The following is a 23,827-nucleotide window of genomic DNA, read 5'->3' as shown; positions in this document are numbered from 1 at the left end:
TTAGCCATGCGGCATTAAGGTTGCTAAAAACATTTGAGTGTCTGTCCCTTTTACAGTTTTCTCTTTAAAGCTTTATGGACCAGTAGCGTAACGGACAGTCACTTTTTTTAAAAAAGGGCCTGTCCTCTAAAGAAAGTACTTTGCACAAGTCCAAGCAAGTGTCTGTCCACTATCTATTGATGCGCTGAATTAACCCTGTTTTACGAAATAGGTTTTTCACCTTCACTTGATAACAACACAGCAAGCCACTTACTTTCTTCGCGAGATTCAAGCGCTATTTTTACTACCATGGTTAGCGGTACCGATAGAAGCATTCCAACAGTTCCCAGTAACCAACCCCAAAATATCAATGATAGGAATACCACTAGTGTAGAGAGTCCCATGCCCTTACCCATTAATCTAGGCTCGACCATATTACCCATGATGGTATTTACAAGCACAAAACCGAGTGCAGCGAAGCCTGCTGAGGCAGGACCAAGTTGAACAAATGCGATTAAAACTGCTGGTACTGCCGCAATAATAGAACCGATGTTTGGAATGAAATTGAGCATGAAAGCCAAGACGGCCCATAACATGAAATGATCTACCCCGAGCACGTAAAGCCAAACGCCAATTATCAAGCCTGTGCCCAAACTAACCACTGTTTTTATTGCTAAATAGCTATTTACAGAACGTATAAATTTATCAATGTGCTTAAGCTTCATACCAGGATCTGCAAGTGCAATATGGAAACGGCGAGGAATACTATCTGCCTCAAAAAGCATGAAAATGACAGTTAAAAGTATCAGGAATAAGTTAGAGAGCACACCGCCCATTCCGCTTATAAAATTTGTAGCCACAGACATAGCCGTTGCAGGATCAAGGTGAGAAGCGATCAGCTCCCTATTTATATGAATGTTGAACTCAGCCAATTTGGATACAACCCAGGCAAACTCTGTATCAAGCTTACTTCTATATTCTGGCAAGTTTTCTCTAAACTCGGTCATAGACTGGCCTACTAAGCCAGCTAAAAGAAAACCAAAAACAACAATAAGCAGTATAACAAAGGTGATTGAGAGCCATTTGGGGACGCCGAATTTAGAGGTCCAGCGTATGATTGGACTACACGCGATCGCTATAAAAATAGAAAGAAAAAACGGTACCATGATTGTGCTGGCGGCTTTGATACCGGCCATCACTACCACTAAACACGCTAAAACGATAAGAATCTTTGCTGTTGGCGAGCGTAGTTCCATTGACATTGTGTGCTACATTCCTAACTGAAACGACAATACTTTACAACGACTTATAAACAACTACAAACAAGAGACTTCAATGAACTTTAATCTTGCCACTATTAAAATTAAAAACTTAAGACTACGCACATACATTGGCATCAATGAAGATGAGATAAAAAACAAGCAGGACGTTGTTGTTAACGTGAAAATTGATTATGACGCTGAAAAGGCGACAAACACTGACGATATGAGTGACGCGCTAAACTATAAAACGATTACAAAGGCAATTATCAAACTCGTCGAGGACAACCGTTTTTCCCTTTTAGAAAAGCTAACCGCAGATGTGCTCAGTATTGCGTCGGAACATTCTTCGGTACGTTACGCCGAGGTTGAAGTTGATAAACCCCACGCTCTTAGATTTTCCGATTCAGTGTCGCTGACGCTGTCTTGTAATAAGTCGGGATAGGTAATACGTCAAGGAGCCAACTGTGAATATTCTTTTGACTGGTGGTACGGGGCTGATTGGCAGTGAATTTATTCGCCAATTTTCAGATAAACATTCATTCACTGTGATTTCTCGCGATATTGCAAAGGCAAAGGATAAATTAGGTGATAGCGTTGATGTTATAGAAAACATTGCTTCGATAAAAACCTTCGAGAACTTCGATGCTGTTATAAATTTAGCCGGTGAACCTATCGCCGACAAACGTTGGACAGACACTCAAAAGAAAAGGATTTGCGATAGCCGTTGGGATATTACTGCTGAATTAGTATCTAAAATAAACAGCTGTGAAACACCACCGTCAGTTTTCCTATCGGGTTCTGCAATTGGTTACTACGGCAGCCAAGGTGACAGACTTGTAACCGAAGAGACTTCTCCTCGCGATGAGTTCACCCATGATTTATGTGCAAAATGGGAAGCTATTGCTCAAGGCGCAGATCAAACGAAAACTCGTGTGGTTACGCTTCGTACTGGCGTGGTGCTTACCGAGAAAGGCGGAGCACTTGGTAAAATGGCACTACCGTTCAAATTAGGGGCCGGAGGAACACTAGGTACCGGAACTCAGTACTTGGCTTGGATCCACCTACGAGACATGGTTCGTGCTATCTCTTTTTTGTTAGAAGATAGCGCTTGTACCGGTGCGTTCAATTTAACTGCTCCGGAACCTGTTACAAACAAGGTGTTTTCTAAAACGCTTGCGAAAGCGATGGGTCGCCCTTGCCTCTTTAACTTACCTAGCTTCGTTATGAAAATAGCAATGGGCGAGTCATCAAAGATGATATTAGAAGGACAGCGGGTCATTCCTCAAAAGCTTACCGCTGCTGGCTTCAAATTTGAGCTTCCTTCCGTTGAAGAGGCGTTGAACGAGATATACAGCGACTGATTTTATAGCCCTCAAGGATTGTGGACAGACACTCAACTTGAAAAGAGTGTGTCTGTCCGCAATTGATTATTTCTAGGCTAAGCTGACTTCCTCATCCAGCATCCACATGCCCTCCAATTCCACAATCGTGTGACTGTGTTAAGAATTTTCGTGCTTGCGTAAGCAAAAGCGGACAGTACCCTCGTGTAGTTGAGTGACTGTCCACTTCACTCTCGAGTGTCTGTCCACTCGTTTTACTTTCGACTTTACTTAACTAAGTGCCTGTCCAAACCATAAATGTAGACTCAGACCATATTCCTTAGCATCTGACCGGTATTAAGTGTAAGCAGTCGATAGCAACCAAACGCTCCTAATATGCCTACAACAATGGCGCCGACGCTTGGCGCTATTGCCCAGTATTCTGGGTGTAAGCTTGCTTCCATTTGAAACACCGAGGTTTGAAGTAAGTAAAGGCTCAACTCATTGGCCATTGCTGCCATAAAGCCTGCTACTACACCAATGATAACAAACTCAAAAATAACACTTTTTCTTATCAATGCTCCCTTTGCACCGAGTGTTCGAAGTATGGCTATTTCCTGTCTGCGTTCATCCATGCTTGCCTGTACTTGTGCAATCAATACTAGACTGCCCGCTAACAATACCAGCACCAAAATAAATTCAACGGCAACAGACACCTGATCCACAATCTCTCGCAACTGATTAATTCGAGCATCAACGTCGAACATAGTTATTGATGCAAACGGTTTAAGTAGGTTAGTTAACTCTGCCTTCCTCTCGGTAGGAAGGTAGAAACTAGTAATATAAGTTGGGCTAAATGCGGCCATTGCCTCAGGGTGAATAACGAAGAAGAAATTAGGCTGCATAGTCTGCCAATTCACCGTACGGATACTGGTTACTTTCGTTTCGACAATCTCGCTGCCCACATTAAAAGTAAGCCGATCACCCATCTTAATGTTCAACCTTTCTGCAACGCCTTCTTCAACGGAAACCGGGAACCATCCTTCGCTGTATTGTTTATCCTCATCGCCATGCCAGTTCCCGTCAATGACCTCGTTTTCTTTTTGAAGCGTGTTGCTCCAAGTTAGGTTTGCTTCTCTGCCTAAACCTCTCCGGCCTTCTCGATTCGGCTCATCTTCTTTAGAAACCTCGGTGTTTACCCCTTCTCCATTTACCGAAACAAATCGGCCTCGAATGACAGGATAAAACTCTTCAATTTTTACGCCATTGTCAGCGAAGTGTCTGTCCAACTCGGGTTGAATATCCGGCGTAATGTTAATTAAGAAGTAATTCGGTGTACCTTCTGGCAATTGCGAGCGCCATTGCGCAACCATATCGTTGCGCATTACCAGCACCACTAAAAGCAACATAATGGTGACGGAAAAGCTAATAAGCTGCACGCTGTTGTCCATTGCACGTCGCTTAATACGTGCCCATGCCAACTGCCACGCCCCCATTCTTCCACTGCCCAGCTTGCGACCTACTGCAATTAAGATATACGTTGCACCAAGCAATCCAAGCACAAGCGCAGCGCCAGAAACGAAAAGAATAGCGCTAATTTTTAAATCTCGGCTATACATCCACATCAGTAAGAATATTGCACCACCGGAAGCCACGAACTGAATGCTTCTGGAACGTAAACTCGCTGATATGTCCTTTCTTAATACGCGAAGCGGAGGAACTGAAAAAAGCTGCAACAGCGGATATAAGGAAAAGAGCAATGCACACGTAGCGCCTGTAGCAACGGCTATTAGAAGCGGCCGCCAATGCCACACGTCAAGAGATACATCCACTCTGTCCGCTACAAGTGAAACCACTACTTGCTGACCGATAAAACCTATAACGAGGCCGATAAAAATACCGAGTCCAGTGATAAATAAAATTTGGAACAAATAGACTTTTCGAATGGTGCTGCTTGTTGCACCCAAGGTCTTCATTATTGCTACAGGGTCAAAGTGTCGCTGGGCATAACGCTGTGCAGCAACTGCTATGGAAACCGCCGCTAGTACTATTGCCAACAAACTTGCCAGTAAAAAATAACGCTCGGCACTTGCGACAGAACGCCCTATTGCTGACTCATCATCTTCGACTGTCCGCCACGAATGTAAATCGTCATTCAGTTGAGGCAGCAACCAATTGTTAAAACTTTCTATATCATCTGTGTCGCCCGCAAAAAAGCCAACATAACGAGCGCGACTTCCTGGCCCGGTTATCGCGGTTTTTTCCAAGTCATCTAAGTTAATCAGAGCGATTGGATCTGTGTTAAACACGCTGAAGCCAGCATCTGGAATGTCTACCAAGACATGCGTTACGGTAAAAGTGCCATCGCCAATTTCAATATTATCGCCAATGGAAAGCCCTAAGCTCTGGAAAAGCCGAGACTGTACCCAGGCTTCACCCGGCTGTGGTAATTCTGCGGTTGCGCGTTTTTCTCCAAAAGGTTGATTGGTAATATTGACTGTCCCTTTAAGGGGATAAGCGTTATTCACCGCTCGCAAATCGACAAGCGACATTTCATCGCCATTAAATACCATAGAGCGTGTCGCCACTTGCTTTGCAGTCGCGAGCCCTTCTTCTCGTGCTCGAGCGAACCAATCTTCATTTATGGGGTCGTCTGAGCGAAGCTGCGCGTCTGCTGCAATAAACGCAGCAGAGCGAGACTTCAGTGCACCTTGCAAGCGCTCACTAAAAAGCGACAGCGACAACACGGCCGCTACAGATAACACAATTGCCAGCAATATAATGGTAAGTTCGCCGCGTCTAGCCTCATGCTTAAAAAGCCGCCAACCTAAATTAAAAGACGTCGACATCTACACCGCCTCTCTTTTGTCTACTGTGTTCGCGCCGGTTGTTTCAACAAGTTCTCCCGCATTCATGGTGAGTTGCCTATCACAATGTTCTGCAAGCTCATTATCGTGGGTAACAAGGACGAGAGTCGTGCCTTTTTCTCTGTTCATTTTAAAAAGAAGTGCTTCTATTTTTTCACTATTTTTAGCGTCTAGGTTGCCGGTAGGCTCATCGGCGAAAAGTATTTTAGGTGAAGTGATAAAGGCACGTGCTATGGCAACACGTTGCTGCTCGCCTCCCGACAACTGATTAGGGAAGTGATGCGCGCGATGCTTTAAACCAACCTGCTCAAGAATATCAAGAGCAAGCGCTTTAGGGTTATCAAGGCCTGCAATTTCTGCTGGCAACATAACGTTTTCAAGCGCTGTTAAACTTTGAACTAACATAAAGCTTTGAAAGATAAAGCCCACTTTTTTCCCTCTTAAAATAGCGCGCTCTTCTTCGTTCATGCTATGAAGTGCTTCGTTATCTAGAAGAATTTCTCCTTCTGTAACTTGATCGAGCCCTGCCAATAACCCCAAAAGGGTTGATTTACCAGAACCGGACGCGCCAATAATGGCAACGGACTCACCAGACTTGACTTCAAAAGAAATAGGACGAAGGATCTGGAGTGAACCTTCACTCGTATCCACTACTTTGGTTACAGCATTAGCTTTTATCATAAGAGGTCATCAATTCGTGTTTGTTAAATTTCGTTATTTGTTCGCTTTTTTACTTATTCTTTTAATACCCTTTCAAGCGCTATCAGATCAAGCCGAGCAGAGCGACACAAGCGAAAATGCGGTTTTACTTATCTTAGGTGACAGTTTATCCGCGGCTTATGGATTACAGCAACATGAGGGTTGGGTCAGTTTGTTACAAAAGATGTGGCATAACGACAATATTCCGATTGATATTGTAAATGCTGCGGTAAGCGGAGAAACCACTGATGGCGGTTTAGCGCGATTTCCCCGTTTGTTGGAGCAACACAACCCTACTCATGTATTGATTGAACTGGGCGGTAATGACGGCCTTCAGGGGCACAATATCGGTAAGATTAGGGATAATTTAAATTCTCTGGTAAGCGTTGCAAAGGAGAGTAATGCCGTAGTATTTCTACAAGAAATGCAAATTCCTTCTAATTACGGCAAACGCTACACGCAAATGTTTACTCAGAACTACAATAAAGTAGCGGAAGCTCAGGACGTTCAAAAGATTCCCTTTTTTCTTGCAGACATAGCGCTAAATAAAAACTTAATGCAAAACGATGGCATTCACCCAAATGCTGAGGCACAACCGTTGATCGCTAACTTTATGGACAGACACTTAAGAAGTTTAATTCTTGATGTTCAATAATTTTGCTACCTTTAAAAGATAATTTGCTCAAACATGAGGTTTGTTTATGGATGTTTCATCTGTTAATTCGACACCCGTTTCTACTGTCTTAGAATCGCCTCAACGACCTGCTCAGCAAGCAGAGTCGCGCAGTGTGCAAGAAAGTCGCGAAACTCAGCCTCAGAGTACGCAGCAGACATCAAATACTAGTGATGGACGAGTGGGTTCAAGAGTAGATGTATTTGTATAGCTCTCTTAAAAAGGCTTATAAAGGACAGACACTTGTTTTTGTCCACGTTTAGCTTGCTTGGTAGTTGTATATGAAAGGACAGACACTTGATAGCCGATGAGTGTCTGTCCTTTTTCTCACGCACACTATTAAAATTAAGTGTCTGTCCATAATCACCCTTCTCAACGATTACATAACTTCCGTTCGAAAAAAATCCAAGATGTCCTTTTTGGAATCAGCTAATCGCTAACACCAACAAAACTGTTCCAAAGACCACTTAAAATTAGCGCTGTAAATCTCATAATACATTTAAATAGCTATGGGATACGGATATGCCTTTACCTCGTTACAAACAAATTAACACCGATGTCACGCCTTACTACCATTGTATTTCGCGCTGCGTAAGGCAATCTTATTTGTGTGGTCGTGATTCACGCACAGGCATAAACTACGAACATAGAAGAAAATGGATTCAAGATAGGCTTCACAAGCTATCGCAAGCATTTGCCATCGATTTATGCGCTTACGCTGTAATGCACAACCATATTCATGTTGTGCTCCATATAGCTAAGGGTAGAGCTGATGGCTGGACTATGGATGAAGTATTGCTCAGGTGGAGAATGTTTTACAAATGCCCTCCCCTAGTACAGCGTTATCTAGAAAACTTTGATTCAGTAACAGCAGAAGAGCGAGAAGAATTGAAGTCACTATCCGCCATATATCGCGAGCGGCTTCAAAGCATAAGCTGGTTTATGCGTATGCTAAATGAATACATAGCTCGCAAAGCTAATAAAGAAGACGAGTGTAAAGGCTATTTCTGGGAAAGGAGGTTTAGATCTCAAGCAATATTAGATGAAAAAGCGCTAGCAAGCGTAATGGCGTACGTTGATTTGAACCCCATTAGGGCAAAAATAGCGAAGACACTCAACAATTCCCATTACACCAGTATCCAATACCGCTTAAATGCTAAGCGTTCAAACAAAGTACCTAAGTTTTTGATGCCCTTTGACGACAGCAAGAAAAAGCTAACTGAGAGTTTGCCCTTCGCATTTTCAGATTACTTGCAACTTATTACTGATACGTTGAACGCAGAGCGGAATGGCAGTACCTATAAAATGCCAAATCTGCCTAACAAATTGCTCAATAAACTTGGAATGACAAAAGAAAACTGGCATTTAGTGACCAGTAACTTTGAAACCCTATTTACCGGCCCTGTTGGCTGTCCAGAAATGATGGAAAATTTTGCTAGGTGCTGCCAGAGAGCATGTCGCCCTAACGTTTCTAATGCTCAGAAATATTTATCTTGAGTCGGTAAAGCAACGACGTTATCTGTTAAATATCAGCTCGGCGAGCCAGTACGTCAACGATGTCTTGAGAGTTCGTTAGACGTCTAATGTCATTGAATAGTGTTTCAGCTTCTGGGTATTGTCTTTTTAGGTAGCCGCACCACTGTTTTATGCGATTAGGGTAATATTTTCCTTTATCACCAAAAATTTCGTAGCCAGAGTACTGTATCAACAACGCGGCCAGTTCAGACCATGGCATAGGTGCTACGCCTTCTTTGATACTCAACGCCAAATTAGGCATAGCTAAAGCGCCTCTTCCAATCATTAGGTTGGTACACTCTGATTGGCTTTGACACCGCTTAGCATCTTCAGCGTTCCAAATTTCGCCATTAGCTACTATGGGGATATTAGTGTGCTGCTTAATTTTCGCTATCCACTCCCAGTAAGCCGGTGGCTTGTAGCCTTCTGTTTTTGTTCTTGCATGAACAACAAGCTCAGAGGCCCCTGCTTCAGTAATTGCAATAGCATTATCAATAGCTAAAGACTTGTCCTCAAAGCCCAGCCTGATTTTGGCTGAAACCGGGATTTCAGCAGGTACGGCATCCCTAACCGCTTTTACAATTTCGTAAAGAGTTTGCGTCTCCTTCAACAATACTGCGCCGCCCTTACTTTTGTTGACTGTCTTAGCAGGGCAACCAAAGTTCAGATCAACACCTGGAGAGCCCAGTTCTATTGCAGTTTGCGCATTCTCTGCAAGCCATTGTGGATGTTGCCCTAGCAATTGGACTCTTACTGGTACGCCTGAGGGGGTTTTGCCGCCGTTGTGTAGCTCTGGGCAAAGTCTATAAAACGTTTTCTTGGGTAGTTTTTGATCAACAACCCTTACAAACTCAGTAACACACTGGTCAAAACCACCCACACGAGTGAGCATATCTCTCATTAAGTGATCGACAACGCCTTCCATAGGGGCAAGCATTACTTTCATTATAAACGTCTCACGTTAATAGAACATAAAATTGGCGCGGGAGTGTAGCAAAAAGAGTTAATTTCAGCCAGGACTTGGGGCTCAGTTTATAAACTTTGTGTCTGTCCACTTTAGTTGCGCTTAAACAGACTACCGGCGCTACTGAAAGGAATTGTACTAATGATGAGTAAGTGTCTGTCCACTTAAACAAGAGGTTGTTATAAAGTGGTTTTTTATTTGGATTACAACGTAAAATTTTAGCTTATCATTATCACATTATTGGGAAGTAGTATCCTTCTCTAGACGAGCGAGAACGGAGAGCTTTTGGTTATCAGTGTATGTCCTCCAATTTACTATCTCATCAATAGTACGTTTGCATCCAACGCATATTTCATCTTCATTCAATTTACACAAGGCTATACACGGTGATGTTGAGTTCATAAAGCTTCTGTTTTATCTAAACCTTCATTTTTACTTTGTGCATGCGAAGCAGCAATAGCCGCCATTGTGTTTTCCGACAGTTCTTTATTTGACCATAAACAAACATGGCAACCAAAACGCGATTCAAGATATGAAGCAAACTCAGTGTATGTCCCACATTCATATCGCACTAAATTTTGTTTTTTACCGTCGTAAATAACCGCAGAATAAGTAAACACAAAAAGCCTCCTTTGAAAGAGGCTCAAATATACATCTAGACGTCTAAACGTTCAAGCGTCTATTTCGAGTAATCAAGTGCTGCGCAGATTGCGGCTACTTGAGCGTCGTTACAATTTTCAGGTGTCGCATTATCACTATCGGGATAAACTTCCGTTGTTGTAACATATTTGGCATCTGTCATACCGCCACAAAGATACAAAGCCTTCTTGTCATAGCAGATAACACCTTCACTCACCACATCTGCTCCAATAATCTTGCCGTTCTCGTCTGCAGGAGCGATGTGCGTTACTTTTTTCACCGAATCGATTACAGCTTTTTGAAACTCTATTTGTGGATTTGGCGTGTTTGCGACCGTATAGAAACCGTCAGGTATATTCCAATTATCATGGGTTACGCCATCCCGTGCGGCCAGCGCCGGTCTGAATTCAGTGTTATCTGTATCGGTCGTCTCATGTAAATCAATATGTAGTGTTAGCGACAACGTTAGGTCAGACACTAACTGCATAAGCTGAGCGGATTCTGGTGCTGGGGAGTCGCTGTAAAATGAACGATTTGGATCGAGTGCCATTGGATTCCACCGGTTTATCGTCTCGTAACCCCAAGGGCTTACACATGGCACAACTACAATGTTTACTTGCCCTGCATACTGTGACAACTTTGTGTTAATAAACTGAAGCGCGCCTTGCACGCCACTCGTTTCATAACCGTGAACTCCCCCCGTAACAAGCGCTGTAGGCTTTTTAGTATCAAAGTTATTTGGCACTACTGCATATAACGGATAGCGCTCAGAATCGTATGGGAGAGAACCATACTGCTTTAGTTCAAAGCCTTCAGGAATAATATTAAAAAGTTTATCGAGTACTTCTTCTTGATAACTTCTTTTCACAGTCTGTTTAGATTTCCACTGCGATATGTCTTTCTCGCTCCATGGCTCACCTGGGGTCCCAATTGGATAATTCTGCATATAACACCTCTTTTGTATTTAAGAGATCATAACAGCTCAGTAAGCTTACGTATCTACTTTACAAGAGATTAATCGATGGTTGTGACATTAGATCTTTACGCTTCATATCCTAAAAAGTTAGTTGCTCAATGGTATGTTGACGTAGCTTTGCAAAGGATTAGTTCACTCTAGAATAAGCATGAAAGGTCGAGTTAGTAATACTTGGGTAGCCATTTGTTCAGAAAGAAAATGTAAGTGACTGTCCACTGGCAATTCACTAGCAATTAAAAACGACTTGTGGTTGAGGAAGTGTGAAAGTGTCTTTCCACAAAGTTTCCGGAGACAAAAACAAAAAAACCAGCCGAATGGCTGGTTTTTTCGATATGGCGTCCCCTAGGGGATTCGAACCCCTGTTACCGCCGTGAAAGGGCGGTGTCCTAGGCCTCTAGACGAAGGGGACTGAAACTTTGCTAGTGAAGATACACTTCACTAAATTTCTGTAAGCTCAAGAATGCAATTAACAATCTTATTCCTACCGAAACTTTCAGTCAGAAGTTGAATAATCAACTCCAGCCTATTTCACAGTTTTAATCGACTGTGACGCGATAAAATGGCGTCCCCTAGGGGATTCGAACCCCTGTTACCGCCGTGAAAGGGCGGTGTCCTAGGCCTCTAGACGAAGGGGACTGAAAATCTTCTTTCGAAAGCTCCGCTTCCGAATTTTTCAGTAAGTCGAAGTGAGCCAGCGAACTGAGCGACCTTTCCCTACCGAAACTTTCAGTCAGAAGTTGAATAATCAACTCCAGCCTATTTCACAGTTTTAATCGACTGTGACGCGATAAAATGGCGTCCCCTAGGGGATTCGAACCCCTGTTACCGCCGTGAAAGGGCGGTGTCCTAGGCCTCTAGACGAAGGGGACTGAAAATCTTCTAGTGAAGATGTACTTCACTAAATTTCTGTGAGTATAAGACAGTGTTAACCGAGCTTATCCTTACCGAAACTTTCAGTCGGAAGTTGAAATAACAACTCCAGCCTATTTCACAGTTTTAATCGACTGTGACGCGATAAAATGGCGTCCCCTAGGGGATTCGAACCCCTGTTACCGCCGTGAAAGGGCGGTGTCCTAGGCCTCTAGACGAAGGGGACTGAATTCTTTTTTCGAAACTAAATTTTCGAATTTTTCAGTCCGAAGCTGCGTTAACAGCTTCAGCCTATATCAAACCACATCTCAATGTGACTTGGTGGAGCCAGGCGGGATCGAACCGCCGACCTCCTGCATGCCATGCAGGCGCTCTCCCAGCTGAGCTATGGCCCCATCATGGTACCAGTCATTTTGTGTGACTGTTCCGTGACAGCGGGGCGCATTCTAGGCATCCCCCTCTGTCATGTCAACGCTTTTTTTATGAATTTTCTCTGTTTGCTATAAAAGTAAGCGCTTTGTCGATTCTCTCGCCAATTTTCTCTTTTGAGATAAGATTCAACGTGATATCTAGAGACGGTGAATTACCCCCGCCTGTTACAGCTACACGCAGCGGCATGCCTACTTTACCCATACCTACTTCCAGTTCTTCAGCCGTACTATTAATAGCTGCTTGAATATTTTCTGGGTTCCAGTCTTCAATTGCCATTAATTTATCTTTAGCAAGCTCTAATGGACCTCGAGCGACTGGGCGAAGGTGTTTTTTCGCTGCATTCGCATCAAAATCTTCATAGTCTTGATAAAAGTATGTAGAAATCTCTGCTAACTCTTTAAGAGTTTTAACCCTATCCGCTTGAATAGCAATAATAGATTCAAGCGCTGGACCTGTTGTTAAATCAACATTTAACTGTTCGAAATGCCATTTAGCATGTGAAGCAACCTCGCTTGCTGGCAATGTCTTTATGTAATGCTGATTTAACCAGATTAGCTTTTCTGTATTAAATGCCGACGCAGACTGCCCTATTGCATCCAAGCTAAATTTCTCAATCATTTCATCTACAGAGAAAACTTCTTGGTCGCCGTGAGACCAGCCCAACCTAACAAGATAGTTAAGCACAGCTTGTGGTAGGAAGCCGTCATCACGATACTGCATTACACTTACTGCACCATGTCGTTTTGACAGTTTCTTTCCGTCATCACCCAAGATCATCGAAACGTGAGCGTACTCTGGAACAGGTGCATTAAGGGCTTCAAGTATATTGATTTGGCGTGGCGTGTTATTTATATGGTCTTCACCACGCACTACATGGGTAATGCCCATGTCCCAATCATCTACAACTACACAGAAGTTATAGGTAGGCGTGCCATCAGTACGCTGGATAATGAGATCGTCGAGTTCTGTATTGCTAATCTCAATTTTTCCTCGGACATGATCGTTAATAACAACCTTGCCTTCTAAAGGGTTTTTGAAGCGAATAACAAACGGCTCACCTTCAGGGTGATCAGTTCTGTCTCTCCATGTGCCAGGATAGCGAGGCTTTTCACCGCGCTCTTTTTGCGCTTCACGAATTGCATCTAGCTCTTCAGAGCTCATAAAGCATTTATACGCTTTACCTTCATCCAAAAGCTGCTGGATAAGTTCCTTATATCTATCAAAACGCTCAGTTTGATAGATAGGGCCTGTGTCCCAAGTTAAACCTAACCATTGCATACCATCTAAAATAGCCTGCTTAGCTTCTTCAGTTGAACGCTCGATATCCGTATCTTCAATACGAAGAACAAACTCACCGCCTTTGCTTTTCGCAAGAAGCCAAGAATAAAGCGCAGTTCGTGCGCCGCCAACGTGAAGGTAGCCTGTTGGGCTGGGTGCAAATCGTGTAACAACCGACATGGTCACTCTCTATTGTTAATAGTGTTTCTAAAGATGGGCGCATTCTACCAGTCTCCGCGCGACTTCAAAAGTAAGTTGAGAATAGATGGATAAGAAAGTGGACAGACACTTATTTTCCTTTATTGATTCTTTAACAGCTTTTTCAGCTGTTAAAGAAACAACTAATAACCTTTTACTGCTAAAAAAGCAGAAAAGGGACAGACACTTTTTATTGACACTCTTCTGGCTGAATAGGTGGGTGTCCAATGAGTAAAGTAGGTGTGTTTTAGTACACGGACGCATTTAGTCCAAACTTAATTAGTGTGTGTCCGATTTGACTTTCTGTATAGAAGTGTCTGTCCGATCTAACTTCGTAGATAGAAAGAAACAACATAATTCTTGGCTGCAGGTTTGAACTAGGTAATGATGTCTTTCCACACTATATTTGAATAAGTGTCTGTCCCTTTACTGCCTTTTACTGGTTTCTTTTCTGTTTTTTGTGCGCTTCCTTGCATTAGCCAAGCGAGTGCCTATTCACTTTGAACTTTGCTAAACAAAGAGTGTGTGTCCGATTTAAATTTCTTCGATTTAACTTCCACTCTAAAGAGTTGAACGAAATAAGGATACGTGTGCGCATTATATCCGAATAAGTGTCTGTCCACTTTCACGCACTTTCACGAATAAGTGTCTGTCCATTTTGGCACTTAAAAACGCTGTTCTTTTCATCAATTTAGTTAAGATACAGTCAGAGTGGCTAAATTTCGGGCACACAGTCATTTTTCTTTAATTTTATTGTTGACACTAACGGAACCGACTCTATAATACCGCCCCACTTGCTTAGGCAAGGTTTTAAAAATATGGACGCTTAGCTCAGTTGGGAGAGCATCGCCCTTACAAGGCGAGGGTCACTGGTTCAAGCCCAGTAGCGTCCACCACCTCTTCACAGTGGATAAACAGTGAAATCAAAATATGGACGCTTAGCTCAGTTGGGAGAGCATCGCCCTTACAAGGCGAGGGTCACTGGTTCAAGCCCAGTAGCGTCCACCACTTCCTCACAGTGGCTAAACAGTGAAAATCAAAATACGGACGCTTAGCTCAGTTGGGAGAGCATCGCCCTTACAAGGCGAGGGTCACTGGTTCAAGCCCAGTAGCGTCCACCACTTCCTCACAGTGGCTAAACAGTGAAATCAAAATACGGACGCTTAGCTCAGTTGGGAGAGCATCGCCCTTACAAGGCGAGGGTCACTGGTTCAAGCCCAGTAGCGTCCACCATCTTCTTTTAATATTCTTCACAATCAACGTATCAAAGCCTTAAAAACTGACAGTACCAGTTTATCTTCACCTAGATATTGCAAAAGCAATTTACACTCTAAACAAAATCAGTCACTTCTAAAAAACACTACGCCAGCAATGCTGTCACTTAGCTCTGCCAAATATTGCACCTCCCAAGCCAAAGATTGCCCAAAAAAATCATAACAATCACTTAACCACCCTATTCACCACAAGATTTCTACTGCCTATATTCACTACGAATCACCTCAACTATGCGATAGTCTCACTGACGAGCTATACTTTAAAAATAATTATCGTGGTATGGTGAAACCCATAACGTCCTAAAGGCTACCCTTTAATGAAGCTACACTTAGCTAGAAATACTAAGTTGTTAATTGCCGAAGATCAGGTGCTGGCAAAAAGCCACATGCACTATGCCCTTGAGCAGCTAGGTTTCCGCAATATGGACTATGTTGATAGGCCCTCTCATGCACTGTCAGCGCTACAAGAACACTCTTATGACGCCATCATTTGTTCCTATAACTTACGTTCCGAACAAGGCGGTTACTTTTTACTAGAACAACTCAATGAGTCTGACTCACTGCCGCTCACCAGCGCATTTATCTTCACTAGCGCAGACACATCAGCAGAAGTCGTCCACGCAATTATCGAATTGCAACCAGATGAATTTATTGCTAAGCCATTTTCCGTTAACGAATTAGACCGTCGGCTTTCTCGCGTTCTAGCAAGGAAAAAGGCCCTTGAAAATGTTTATTCATTTATGGATAAACAGGACTATGAAAAGGCGCTAGCCGAAGTTGAGCATTTCTTGCTACAACCCGAGCATGCCGAGCACTTTCCTCTAGCAATGAAGATTAAAGGTGATTTGTTTATTATCACAGAGAGATTCCAGGAAGCTTTGGTCTTCTTTGAGTCAATAATAAACATCCAAGATTTTAGCTGGGCTCGAATGGGAATTGCGAAAAGCCTTCTGGCACTCAATGAGCTTGATGATGCAGAAAGAGAAATCATCCAACTGGCGATGCGCCCTGATTCTGCATTAGAGGCATACGACTTACTCGCCAAACTACAAATTAAACAGTCAGCGTTTGACGACGCACTTGAGTGTACAGCGCTAGCATGCAACATTTCTCCTCAGAATATCCCTCGCCATCAAATGGCGATAAACCTTGCTCGTATCACACACGATTACGAAAGCCAGTTTAACAGTGCGAAAAAAGTTGTACGCTACGCAAAAAACTCTATCTACGATAAACCAGATATTTATCTAACTGCAGCAAGAGCTGGTGTTGATTTTGCGATGACGTCTGAGCCAGAACACGTAAACAGCATTGTTAAACAAACCAATGAATATTTACGTCAGTTGAAAAAAGCTCACCCAAAAGCAGCGGTCAATGATGAACTGACAGTGATCGATGCCCGTCTTCACTATTTAAAGGATGACACTGTAAAAGCCCAGACACTGCTGTCGGACTTTCACACAGACCACGCTCAACATCACTCTACTGAAGCATTACTCGATAGAGCCAAAGCGCTGCATGAGGTTGGACTTAAAAAAGAGTCGATTGCAATTTTAGATGCGATTTCATCAAGACAGGAAGAAAGCGCTGATGAATTAAACCTAATGGCGACGTATTTAAAGCAGGAAAAAGAAGAAAAAGAAGCGATTACATTAAGCCCTAAAACACTCAATAACACGGCTGTCGCCCAGTATAAGCGAGGTAATTTGGAGCAATCATATACCACCTTCGCTCAGGCATTTCGCGTTATGCCTAAAAACCCTTCAATTGCACTGAACTACCTTCAAGCCATTATTAGAGCGAGAAAAGCAAACGCGCCTATGCTTCCTGACACAGTAGCTGCAATTAACAAATGCAGAGAGACTCTTGAAACAACAGCCCTATCTGAAGACCAACACGCACGCTACCAGAGCGTGAAGAACATATTGAAGAACAAGTAATTTAACCAATCCGCTCTTTGGTTTAATAACGCACTAATCTAGTTTGAATATACTACTACTGTTTCGTGATACAGTTTGTCTTTGTATTCAAGCTCATGACTGAATGTCATGCCTAGCTTTTTCATAATATTGATAGACGCACTGTTTTCAGGGTTAGCAATTGCCGAAAACTTTTCTACACCAATATCATACAAGGCTTCTTTCACAGCTTGTGCAGCCTCAGTGGCGTACCCCTTGCCCCACGTGTGACGTTTAAAGCGCCAGCCTAATTCCATATTGTCACTTTCAGGATGTTGGGTAAAAAAGCCAAACGGACGAACCAAAATCCACCCTATGCTTTCTTTTTCAGCCAGCGTCTCTACGCGCCAAAGCCCCCACCCCAAAGCAGGGTTGGAATAAGCTTGGAAGCGAGGAACGAAAATATCGCGAACATCTTCTTTGGAGGATTTTTTACCACCGTTGATATACTTCATGACAAGCTCGTCTTGGTCGAGCTCCCATAAAAAGTCGGCGTCTTTATCGGTGATATAGTGGTAGGAGAGACGCGCACTGTCCTTGATATGCATATACTTCCTTTATCATTATTATTTTTAATATACTTACACCGCTGAATATAGCTTATTTTTACAACAAACCAAACTTATTCGATGCTTTTTATTCTGGCCTACATTTTCCCTTAACGTAGGAAGAGTTTTCTAGCCTCCTAGCATAGCCAGGTGTTTTGTGGCCCCTGTTTTTCCTTCATGTAGATAATGAGTTTCGTGCTTTTGTCCTAGTACATCTTGTAGAAAAGCTACCACTTCATCTACATTACCATTTGCAAGTAGATGCCTCATATCTATACCGTTTTCACTGAATAAGCACAAGTGTAACTTGCCTGGCGCAGAGACACGAAGACGGTTACACGTTTTACAGAAGTCCTTGCTGTACGGCATGATTAAACCAATCTTGCCCGCATAGTCCGGGTGATAGAACTCTTGCGCTGGCCCTGCATCTTTCCTACGCAATAAGGGCTGCCACCCCATATCTAACAGGGTAGTTTTTAATGGTGAACCGCTTTGATGTTGTTTATTGAAAAATTGGTTTAAATCGCCTGTTTCCATTAACTCGATAAAACGGAGCGTCACCGGCATATCTTTAAGCCAAGCAAGGAATCGATGTAGACGGCTATCGGAAAAGTCATTGAGTAAAACAGAGTTAACTTTTACATCAAGGTCAGCATCAATGGCTGCATCCAACCCTCGCAGTACTGCCTTTAGCTTGTCCTGCCCTGTTATAGCGGCGAATTGCCGGGGGTCTAAACTGTCGATACTGACGTTTACCTGATCTAAACCTGCATCTTTCCACTGGTGGGCAAATTTTTCCATTCGCGCACCGTGTGTCGTCATCGCAACACGCTCTATACCCGGTGTATTACTGGTTAGTTGTAAGATATCAAGGAAGTCTCTTCGCAGGGTTGGCTCACCACCTGTTAGGCGCACTTTTGAAGTACCTAGCTGAGCAAACGCTTTTAGTAAGGTATCAATTTCGCTTAATGTCATAAATTGATCGCTCGTTGGGCCTTCATACCCATCTGGCAAACAGTACTGACAGCGAAAGTTGCACGCTTCGGTCACTGACAAACGCAAATAGTGAAACTGTCTACCGAAACTATCTTCTAACAAACCAACTCCTTAATCCTTTGCTACTTTATGAATCGCTACTGAGATTTTTTACGTTACAAAACCCAGCAAATCATTGAGTAAATAACAAGGTCACTAAATTAAACTACCCTAGTGTACGCGGGGTGAAATTAAAATTAAACACATTCGTTGCTATAAATAAGACCATTTTAATCTCTAGCCTATTTCAAAACGTATTACAAAAGGCGAGAATAATTATATATGGGCAAGCTTGTTCAATTCCTAATAAAAGGTTTACACCAAATTATTTTCTAAATCTTCCCGCTCTTAGTACAGTAAACCAAACAATAAAGCACACTATAAAATGAGAAAAAACCGTTTTCCTACGAATGCCGATGAACCTGTTAAATGGCACGTTCTATCACAGCTCTGGCCTTATCTTCTTGAGTTTAAGCAACGCGTATTTTTAGCCCTAATGTGCTTAGTTGCAGCGAAGCTTGCCAGTATTGGCCTGCCCTACGTGCTGAAGTACACCGTTGACAGCTTAAATGGAGATTTAACCACGCTAGCTTTGGCGGTTCCTATTAGCTTAATCGTTGCCTATGGAACGCTGCGCTTATTGAATGTCTTACTCGGCGAAGTGCGAGATACGCTATTTGGTCGCGTTACTGAGCGCGCCATGCGCCGTCTAGGGCTTAAGGTTTTCAAGCACCTACACAATCTAGACTTAGGCTTTCATCTGAATCGGCGTACAGGCGGATTGTCGCGAGATATCGAGCGTGGCACCAACGGCGTCAGCTTTTTAATGCGCTTTATGGTGTTTAATATTGTCCCTACTCTGTTAGAGATCGCCTTAGTAGTTGGCTTGCTCTTATTTCAGTTCGGCGTATCTTTCGCGCTGATAATTGTGCTCAGCGTTGTGGCCTATATTGGTTTTTCGATGAAGGCTACCGACTGGCGCACCCGTTTTGTCACACAAATGAATGAAGCAGACTCAACCACTAACTCAAGGGCGGTAGACAGCCTTCTTAATTTTGAAACTGTAAAATATTTCAATAACGAATCCTTTGAAGCCAACCGGTACGACACAGATTTGGCCGCTTGGGAAAAGGCGCGACGTAAGAACCGCTTATCGCTATTTGCACTAAACGGTGGGCAAGCCGCTATTATCGCCGTTGCCATGACTTCAATGATGGCTAACGCTGCCTTTGGGGTTATGAATGGCGAAATGACCATTGGCGACTTTGTACTTATCAACGCCTTCACTATGCAGATTTTCATGCCCTTAAACTTTTTGGGTTTTGTATACCGTGAAATTCGTGGCAGCCTTGCCAATATCGATAAGTTATTCGACCTTCTATCTCAAACTCCAGCTATCAAAGATTCAGACAACGCCACCGAATTAACCTGCGCCAACCCAGCACTACGCTTTGATAATGTGCATTTCGCCTATAACGAAAATAGAAAAATATTAAACGGGTTGAGCTTTGACGTCCCACCTGGCGCCAAAGTAGCCGTAGTCGGTGAAAGCGGCGCGGGAAAATCTACGCTAATGAAGTTGCTTTTCCGTTTTTACGACCCTCAACAAGGCAGCATTACCATAGACGGAAATAATATTGCCTCGCTTACGCAACAAAGTCTGCGCTCACATATCGGTATCGTCCCCCAGGACACGGTACTGTTTAACACCACATTGCTAGAAAATATTCGCTACGGTAACCCCGATGCCAGCGATGAAGATATTAAACAAGTGATTAAGCTTGCACACCTTGAAACCTTTGTAGAAAGCTTGCCTGAAAAATTAGAAACAACCGTAGGTGAGCGAGGACTAAAGCTTTCTGGCGGTGAAAAACAGCGCGTATCTATCGCACGAGCGTTACTTAAAGGTGCGCCCATTATGATTTTCGACGAGGCCACCAGCTCATTAGATAGCACATCAGAAAGGGCAATTTTGTCAGCCCTTCGTGATGCAGCCAAGGGTCATACTAGCTTGGTCATAGCCCATAGACTGTCCACTATTGTCGATGCTGACAAGATCCTCGTACTAAAAAACGGTACCATAGTAGAGGAAGGGACACACACTCACTTGCTTGAACAAGGGGGTGAATACGCAACCTTATGGCAAGCCCAACAGCGTGAAGATGACGAAGCTAGTTCAGATAAAGATGTAGAAGGTAGTTAATAGATGGACCCGACGCTTATAAAAGCCGCCATTAATCAAGTAATGCCGTTCGGAAAATATGCGGGGAGACGCCTCTTCCATTTACCTGAGCCTTACCTAGTTTGGTTTCACAAACAGGGCTTTCCCGAAAGCAAGTTAGGTGAACAGCTCGCTTTAATGTATGAAATAAAGTTAAACGGCTTAGAATCTGTAGTAGAGCCCCTGCTAGATGATGACTAGCAACTGCCTTATGACGAGCATTGCCTTATTTCCGTAGTTTTTATTCTGGTTGCCGTATTTTTACCTAAATCCGCGTGTTAGGCACACCAAAACAGCAAGAAGATTTATGTTTGCAAGACCCAGAAAACAACGTCGAAGTGACGTAAACGAGCGCATCAAAAAGATTCATAATGCGATAGCTGACAAGTTGCTATCTTATCCAGAACTTTTTGAACAAGCTGAACACACTTTAGAAACCCGATATCAAAACAAAATGATGCGTTATGGTAGCTACCTGCTATGGAAGGGCATTATAGAAGCCCGCCATGAACCCGATGTATTTAAAGCTTTATTGTTGGCCGATGACGAGCGAACAGCCAATTTGAGAAGAGAAACTATCTTCACCGGAATTTTAAGTGAAGAAGAAAGAGAACAGCTGCTATGAAAAAAACGGGCAGCGTTTGTTTCGCTGCCCGTTTTTAAGTCTTACTGCGATTCACGCATTACGCATTACGCATTACGCATTACGCAAATGATCAGCTACCAAGAATGCCATCTCAAGCACCTGGTCCGCATTTAGGCGCGGATCACATTGTGTTTTATATGCCTGGGCTAAATCATCGTCGCTAATTTGATAAGCACCACCAGTACATTCCGTTACGTGCTGACCGGTCATTTCAAGGTGAATACCACCTGCATGAGTTCCTTCTGCTTCATGCGCTTGGAAGAACTGTTTAATTTCTTTCAAAATTGCATCGAAGTTACGGGTTTTGTAGCCGCTTGACGCTGAGAACGTGTTGCCGTGCATTGGGTCAGAACTCCACACAACATGTCTGCCTTCCGCTTTTACTTTACGCAGTAGTCGTGGCAGGTTGTCAGCTAAGTTATCAGCTCCCATGCGAGTAATAAGCGTTAAACGCCCAGGGTCATTTAGCGGGTTAAGCGCATCAATTAAACGAATAAGCTCGTCTTCCTGCATGCTTGGCCCAACTTTCACACCAATTGGATTGTGAATACCACGGAAAAACTCAACGTGCGCATGATCAAGTTGACGGGTACGCTCACCAATCCACACCATATGCGCAGAACAGTCGTAAGGCTTGCCGGTAAGCGTATCAATGCGCGTAAGCGCCTGTTCGTAGTTTAATAGCAAAGCTTCGTGCGACGTAAACAGCGAGGTTTCATGTAGCGTTGAGCTAGTTTGTGCGTTAATGCCAATAACATCCATAAACTCAAGCGTATCTTGAATACGGTTAGCCATATCCGAATAACGTTCTTTAAGCGGGTTGTTTTCAACAAACGCCATGTTCCACCGGTTCACTTCGTGAAGGTCGGCCAAACCTCCCTGGGCAAATGCGCGAAGAAGGTTCAAGGTTGAAGCACTGCGATGGTACGCTTCTAATAAGCGTTCAGGGTCTGGTCGACGGGCCGCTTCAGTAAACTCAAAGTTATTGATGATATCGCCACGATAGCTTGGCAAGGTCACGTCACCACGGGTTTCAAAGTCTGATGAACGCGGCTTAGCATACTGGCCTGCCATGCGTGCAACCTTGGTTACCGGGCAGCGCCCAGCAAAGGTAAGCACAATCGCCATTTGCAGAATAACTTTAAAGGTATCGCGAATTTTAGGCGCATTAAACTCGTCAAACGACTCAGCGCAGTCACCGCCTTGCAAAAGAAAGCCTTTACCCAAGCTCACTTCACCTAGCTGACGTCTAAGTTCACGGGCTTCGGCAGCGAATACAAGTGGAGGATAAGAACTTAGTGTTTGCTCTACTTCATTTAAACGTACTTTGTCATCGTACTGTGGTTGCTGAAGAATAGGTTTATTTCTCCAACTGTCTACTTGCCAATTACTCAACGGTGTTCTCCTGAATAAAAAACGTAGGGCAAACGTTTTACTGAAAATAGTTATTGAAACTTATTGCTTCGAATAATAAGACTGTAGCGCGCTTCACAGTATGCCTGTAACGCATTTTTATAATCAGCCTAATATGAAATTATGAATCTAAAAAATGTGGTGGCACTTTACCACATTTATCCTAAGGAAATAGGTGCGCAAACTTGAATTTCTAGAAAGTTATCGTGCTTGCTTATAGCAAAATGGCATTCAAACACCTTCTCAAGGTTTAATTGCGTCGCTACGTCTTGTGGCTCTCCCTGCGCTACCATACTACCTTTGTGCATTAACCATAGACTTTCGCAGTAGTTTGCGCTAAGTGCGATATCATGAGACGTCATGAGTATTGTATTTCCTTTACTACAAAGGAATTTTACTAAGCTGGCCAGCGCATACTGATGCCTAATATCAAGCCCTTGTAGTGGCTCATCTAAAAACGCTAAACCCTCTCCCCGCTCTAACTGGGGCCATATTTGTAAAAGTGCTCGACAAATTTCTACACGCTGACGTTCGCCGCCAGAAAGCTGGGTAAGGATTTTGTTTGAAAAGCCTGACACTTCAAGGGCCTTTTCTAAAACCGGAGGAATAAGCGAAGACTGGTTTTCTGCTGTATAAAAACTTAAGTATTCCTTAACTGAAAGGTGAAACCCACTTTCACTCTGCTGAGCTAACAAAGTACGTACGCTAGCAAGCGTGGCAAGTGACCAACTACCCATTGGCTTGCCATGCAGCATTACTTTACCGTTATCAGCTTCAATCAGCCCTGCAAGGGTAAGTAGCAGCGTCGACTTCCCTGCCCCGTTTGGCCCTATGATATGAATACATTCGCCCTTTTTCGCGCTTAATCCTTCCACCCTCAGCCGTGACCCAATGCTTACGTTTTGTAGGCTTAAAATCATTGAAGCATCCGAAGCACTTTCGCTACTATTGGTGCAAGGCGTTTTGTTGTAACTAACCGCATTACATCCATTTGTACTTGAATCTACTTCACTATAAGGATCAGGTTGCTTTATCGTAAAAGGATTAGGTGTCGTCATTCC

Annotated in this window: 21 protein-coding genes and 9 tRNA genes; 13 read left to right on the top strand and 17 right to left on the bottom strand. The window is 43.3% G+C overall.

Going from position 1 to position 23,827, the window contains the following annotated elements; all coding sequences use genetic code 11:
* Nucleotides 1-200: 200 nt before the first annotated feature.
* The gene (locus tag PCAR9_RS06530) at nt 201-1,241 is read right to left on the bottom strand and encodes an AI-2E family transporter (RefSeq protein ID WP_179982905.1); all 1,041 of its coding nucleotides are present in this window, start codon (nt 1,239-1,241) and stop codon (nt 201-203) included.
* A 73-nt stretch (nt 1,242-1,314) separates the two neighbouring features.
* Here PCAR9_RS06530 and folX point away from each other — a divergent pair, with 73 nt between their 5' ends.
* Both folX and PCAR9_RS06520 read left to right on the top strand, forming a co-directional pair.
* Nucleotides 1,315-1,683, top strand: coding sequence for a dihydroneopterin triphosphate 2'-epimerase (folX, locus tag PCAR9_RS06525; RefSeq protein WP_118489729.1), 369 nt, complete (start codon nt 1,315-1,317; stop codon nt 1,681-1,683).
* A 22-nt stretch (nt 1,684-1,705) separates the two neighbouring features.
* The gene (locus PCAR9_RS06520) at nt 1,706-2,602 is read left to right on the top strand and encodes a TIGR01777 family oxidoreductase (protein WP_179982904.1); all 897 of its coding nucleotides are present in this window, start codon (nt 1,706-1,708) and stop codon (nt 2,600-2,602) included.
* A 284-nt stretch (nt 2,603-2,886) separates the two neighbouring features.
* Here PCAR9_RS06520 and PCAR9_RS06515 read toward each other — a convergent pair whose 3' ends face one another.
* Together PCAR9_RS06515 and PCAR9_RS06510 are read right to left on the bottom strand one after the other, a co-directional pair.
* The gene (locus PCAR9_RS06515; RefSeq protein ID WP_179982903.1) at nt 2,887-5,409 is read right to left on the bottom strand and encodes an ABC transporter permease; all 2,523 of its coding nucleotides are present in this window, start codon (nt 5,407-5,409) and stop codon (nt 2,887-2,889) included.
* Complete coding sequence (locus PCAR9_RS06510) at nt 5,410-6,108, bottom strand: ABC transporter ATP-binding protein (RefSeq protein WP_179982902.1); 699 nt, start codon at nt 6,106-6,108, stop codon at nt 5,410-5,412. It lies immediately after the preceding gene.
* Between the two features lie 16 nt (nt 6,109-6,124).
* On the opposite strand from PCAR9_RS06510, the gene PCAR9_RS06505 reads away from it, so the two are divergent.
* From PCAR9_RS06505 to PCAR9_RS06495, 3 genes are all read left to right on the top strand, one after another.
* Entirely contained in the window at nt 6,125-6,781 is a 657-nt protein-coding gene (locus PCAR9_RS06505; protein WP_179982901.1) for an arylesterase, read from the top strand.
* A 46-nt stretch (nt 6,782-6,827) separates the two neighbouring features.
* Nucleotides 6,828-7,010, top strand: a complete 183-nt coding sequence (locus PCAR9_RS06500; RefSeq protein WP_179982900.1) for a hypothetical protein — start codon at nt 6,828-6,830, stop codon at nt 7,008-7,010.
* Nucleotides 7,011-7,321: 311 nt separating this feature from the next.
* The gene (locus PCAR9_RS06495; protein ID WP_179982899.1) at nt 7,322-8,296 is read left to right on the top strand and encodes a transposase; all 975 of its coding nucleotides are present in this window, start codon (nt 7,322-7,324) and stop codon (nt 8,294-8,296) included.
* 25 nt (nt 8,297-8,321) lie between these two features.
* Here the strand turns inward: PCAR9_RS06495 and dusC are convergent, their stop codons facing one another.
* The 10 genes from dusC to gltX all read right to left on the bottom strand — a co-directional run bounded on the left by dusC (nt 8,322) and on the right by gltX (nt 13,653).
* Nucleotides 8,322-9,260, bottom strand: coding sequence for a tRNA dihydrouridine(16) synthase DusC (gene dusC / locus PCAR9_RS06490; RefSeq protein WP_179982898.1), 939 nt, complete (start codon nt 9,258-9,260; stop codon nt 8,322-8,324).
* 255 nt (nt 9,261-9,515) lie between these two features.
* Entirely contained in the window at nt 9,516-9,680 is a 165-nt protein-coding gene (locus PCAR9_RS06485; protein ID WP_179982897.1) for a DUF1289 domain-containing protein, read from the bottom strand.
* Nucleotides 9,677-9,898 (bottom strand): hypothetical protein, encoded by a 222-nt coding sequence (locus PCAR9_RS06480; RefSeq protein ID WP_179982896.1) that lies wholly within the window; start codon nt 9,896-9,898, stop codon nt 9,677-9,679. The genes PCAR9_RS06485 and PCAR9_RS06480 overlap by 4 nt, the downstream gene beginning before the upstream one ends.
* A 59-nt stretch (nt 9,899-9,957) precedes the next feature.
* Nucleotides 9,958-10,863, bottom strand: coding sequence for a M14 family metallopeptidase (locus PCAR9_RS06475; protein WP_179982895.1), 906 nt, complete (start codon nt 10,861-10,863; stop codon nt 9,958-9,960).
* A 363-nt stretch (nt 10,864-11,226) separates the two neighbouring features.
* Nucleotides 11,227-11,302, bottom strand: a tRNA-Glu gene (locus tag PCAR9_RS06470).
* Between the two features lie 151 nt (nt 11,303-11,453).
* Nucleotides 11,454-11,529: transfer RNA gene (locus PCAR9_RS06465), tRNA-Glu, on the bottom strand.
* 157 nt (nt 11,530-11,686) lie between these two features.
* Nucleotides 11,687-11,762: transfer RNA gene (locus tag PCAR9_RS06460), tRNA-Glu, on the bottom strand.
* A gap of 151 nt (nt 11,763-11,913) precedes the next feature.
* Nucleotides 11,914-11,989, bottom strand: a tRNA-Glu gene (locus PCAR9_RS06455).
* A gap of 93 nt (nt 11,990-12,082) precedes the next feature.
* A tRNA-Ala gene (locus tag PCAR9_RS06450) sits at nt 12,083-12,158 on the bottom strand.
* An 85-nt stretch (nt 12,159-12,243) separates the two neighbouring features.
* A complete protein-coding gene (gene gltX / locus PCAR9_RS06445; protein WP_179982894.1) occupies nt 12,244-13,653 on the bottom strand; it encodes a glutamate--tRNA ligase in 1,410 nt (469 codons plus the stop codon).
* Between the two features lie 838 nt (nt 13,654-14,491).
* On the opposite strand from gltX, the gene PCAR9_RS06440 reads away from it, so the two are divergent.
* From PCAR9_RS06440 to PCAR9_RS06420, 5 genes are all read left to right on the top strand, one after another.
* Nucleotides 14,492-14,567, top strand: a tRNA-Val gene (locus PCAR9_RS06440).
* A 36-nt stretch (nt 14,568-14,603) separates the two neighbouring features.
* Nucleotides 14,604-14,679: transfer RNA gene (locus PCAR9_RS06435), tRNA-Val, on the top strand.
* Between the two features lie 37 nt (nt 14,680-14,716).
* Nucleotides 14,717-14,792 (top strand) — tRNA-Val (locus PCAR9_RS06430).
* Between the two features lie 36 nt (nt 14,793-14,828).
* Nucleotides 14,829-14,904: transfer RNA gene (locus PCAR9_RS06425), tRNA-Val, on the top strand.
* Between the two features lie 358 nt (nt 14,905-15,262).
* Complete coding sequence (locus tag PCAR9_RS06420) at nt 15,263-16,885, top strand: response regulator (RefSeq protein WP_179982893.1); 1,623 nt, start codon at nt 15,263-15,265, stop codon at nt 16,883-16,885.
* 38 nt (nt 16,886-16,923) lie between these two features.
* Here the strand turns inward: PCAR9_RS06420 and PCAR9_RS06415 are convergent, their stop codons facing one another.
* Both PCAR9_RS06415 and moaA read right to left on the bottom strand, forming a co-directional pair.
* The gene (locus tag PCAR9_RS06415) at nt 16,924-17,451 is read right to left on the bottom strand and encodes a GNAT family N-acetyltransferase (protein WP_179982892.1); all 528 of its coding nucleotides are present in this window, start codon (nt 17,449-17,451) and stop codon (nt 16,924-16,926) included.
* 129 nt (nt 17,452-17,580) lie between these two features.
* Nucleotides 17,581-18,549 carry a GTP 3',8-cyclase MoaA gene (moaA, locus tag PCAR9_RS06410; protein ID WP_179982891.1) on the bottom strand — a complete coding sequence of 323 codons (969 nt, stop codon included), beginning with the start codon at nt 18,547-18,549 and terminating at the stop codon, nt 17,581-17,583.
* A 322-nt stretch (nt 18,550-18,871) separates the two neighbouring features.
* Here moaA and PCAR9_RS06405 point away from each other — a divergent pair, with 322 nt between their 5' ends.
* The 3 genes from PCAR9_RS06405 to PCAR9_RS06395 all read left to right on the top strand — a co-directional run bounded on the left by PCAR9_RS06405 (nt 18,872) and on the right by PCAR9_RS06395 (nt 21,332).
* Complete coding sequence (locus tag PCAR9_RS06405) at nt 18,872-20,689, top strand: ABCB family ABC transporter ATP-binding protein/permease (protein WP_179982890.1); 1,818 nt, start codon at nt 18,872-18,874, stop codon at nt 20,687-20,689.
* A gap of 3 nt (nt 20,690-20,692) precedes the next feature.
* Nucleotides 20,693-20,908 carry a DUF3820 family protein gene (locus PCAR9_RS06400; protein ID WP_179982889.1) on the top strand — a complete coding sequence of 72 codons (216 nt, stop codon included), beginning with the start codon at nt 20,693-20,695 and terminating at the stop codon, nt 20,906-20,908.
* Between the two features lie 106 nt (nt 20,909-21,014).
* The gene (locus tag PCAR9_RS06395) at nt 21,015-21,332 is read left to right on the top strand and encodes a hypothetical protein (protein WP_179982888.1); all 318 of its coding nucleotides are present in this window, start codon (nt 21,015-21,017) and stop codon (nt 21,330-21,332) included.
* A 72-nt stretch (nt 21,333-21,404) separates the two neighbouring features.
* Here PCAR9_RS06395 and PCAR9_RS06390 read toward each other — a convergent pair whose 3' ends face one another.
* Complete coding sequence (locus PCAR9_RS06390; protein ID WP_179982887.1) at nt 21,405-22,748, bottom strand: class II 3-deoxy-7-phosphoheptulonate synthase; 1,344 nt, start codon at nt 22,746-22,748, stop codon at nt 21,405-21,407.
* Nucleotides 22,749-22,924: 176 nt separating this feature from the next.
* Nucleotides 22,925-23,824 carry an ABC transporter ATP-binding protein gene (locus tag PCAR9_RS06385; protein ID WP_179982886.1) on the bottom strand — a complete coding sequence of 300 codons (900 nt, stop codon included), beginning with the start codon at nt 23,822-23,824 and terminating at the stop codon, nt 22,925-22,927.
* Between the last annotated feature and the right edge of the window lie 3 nt (nt 23,825-23,827).

It is taken from the genome of Alteromonas macleodii (assembly GCF_903772925.1).
GTDB classification, from domain to species: Bacteria; Pseudomonadota; Gammaproteobacteria; order Enterobacterales; family Alteromonadaceae; genus Alteromonas; species Alteromonas macleodii_A.
This window is presented reverse-complemented; position numbering and strand designations above follow the sequence as displayed.